Genomic DNA, 1,099 nt, shown 5'->3' on the forward strand with positions numbered 1-1,099 from the left:
CCGCGGCTGCATCATTGGCTGGTATGTTATGGGCAAATCGTTTTAAAGACGTAGAGCCAGATGTAAAAGCAGAGGAATTTGAAGCAGCGAATCAAGATTGGAAAACACTAAAAGCCTCTTACGGTGAATTACCAACGGCAACTCAAGCATTCGCCCCTATTTTTGTTCCTATTTTGCTTATTTGTTTTGGATCCATTGCCCGTTTCCCAAGCTTGCCTCTCGGTGAAGGTGGCGTCTACGATGTGTTGAATTTCTTAGGTCAGCCGTTAACCGCGTTATTTATTGGTTTACTACTGGCGACTCGTTTGCTTAAAGCCAGTAACAAAATTGAAGAATTTGGCGAGCGCATTAATCAAGGTATTCTGTCTGCAGCGCCAATCTTATTGATCACTGGTGCAGGTGGTGCGTTTGGTGCGGTACTAAAAGCGACGCCACTTGGTGACTATCTTGGTACGACATTATCGGCGCTGGGTGTGGGTATATTCATGCCATTTATTGTCGCAGCGGCGCTAAAATCGGCCCAAGGTTCATCGACCGTTGCTTTAGTGACCACATCTGCATTGGTTGCTCCGATGTTAGCGCAACTAGGGCTTGATTCGGAAATGGGCCGCGTATTGACCGTGATGGCGATAGGCGCTGGTGCAATGACCGTGTCACATGCTAACGACAGCTTCTTCTGGGTAGTGTCTCAATTCAGCCGCATGTCAGTCGGCTTAGCTTACCGAGCACAAACGATGGCGACGCTAGTACAGGGTATTACTGCAATGACATTGGTGTATATCTTAAGCCTTGTTCTTCTATAACAATAAAAATTAGGAAATCTCTATGAAAGTGGTTATTGCTCCGGATTCTTACAAAGAAAGCTTAACAGCAATGGAAGTGGCTTGTGCGATTGAACGTGGCTTCAAACAAGTGATGCCCAATGCGGAATACGTTAAGTTACCGATGGCAGATGGCGGAGAAGGAACCGTTCAATCTCTTGTTGATGCGACGGGAGGAATCATTGTTGAACAGCAAGTCACCGGTCCAATGGGTAATAGGGTTGATGGTTTCTTTGGATTGGTCGGTGATGGCTCGACCGCTGTCATTGAAATGGCCG

General features: G+C 46.7%; 1 protein-coding gene and 1 pseudogene. Both read left to right on the plus strand.

Annotation, left to right across the window (positions count from 1 at the left end):
• Window positions 1-803, plus strand: a pseudogene (locus tag ACP45E_RS17650) (GntP family permease); the annotation flags it as partial.
• Window positions 804-825: 22 nt separating this feature from the next.
• A partial coding sequence (locus ACP45E_RS17655; RefSeq protein WP_141707399.1) for a glycerate kinase occupies window positions 826-1,099 on the plus strand: 274 nt, incomplete at its 3' end.

Origin of the sequence: Vibrio genomosp. F10 str. 9ZD137, from assembly GCF_049974785.1 — a bacterium.
Lineage (GTDB): Bacteria > Pseudomonadota > Gammaproteobacteria > Enterobacterales > Vibrionaceae > Vibrio.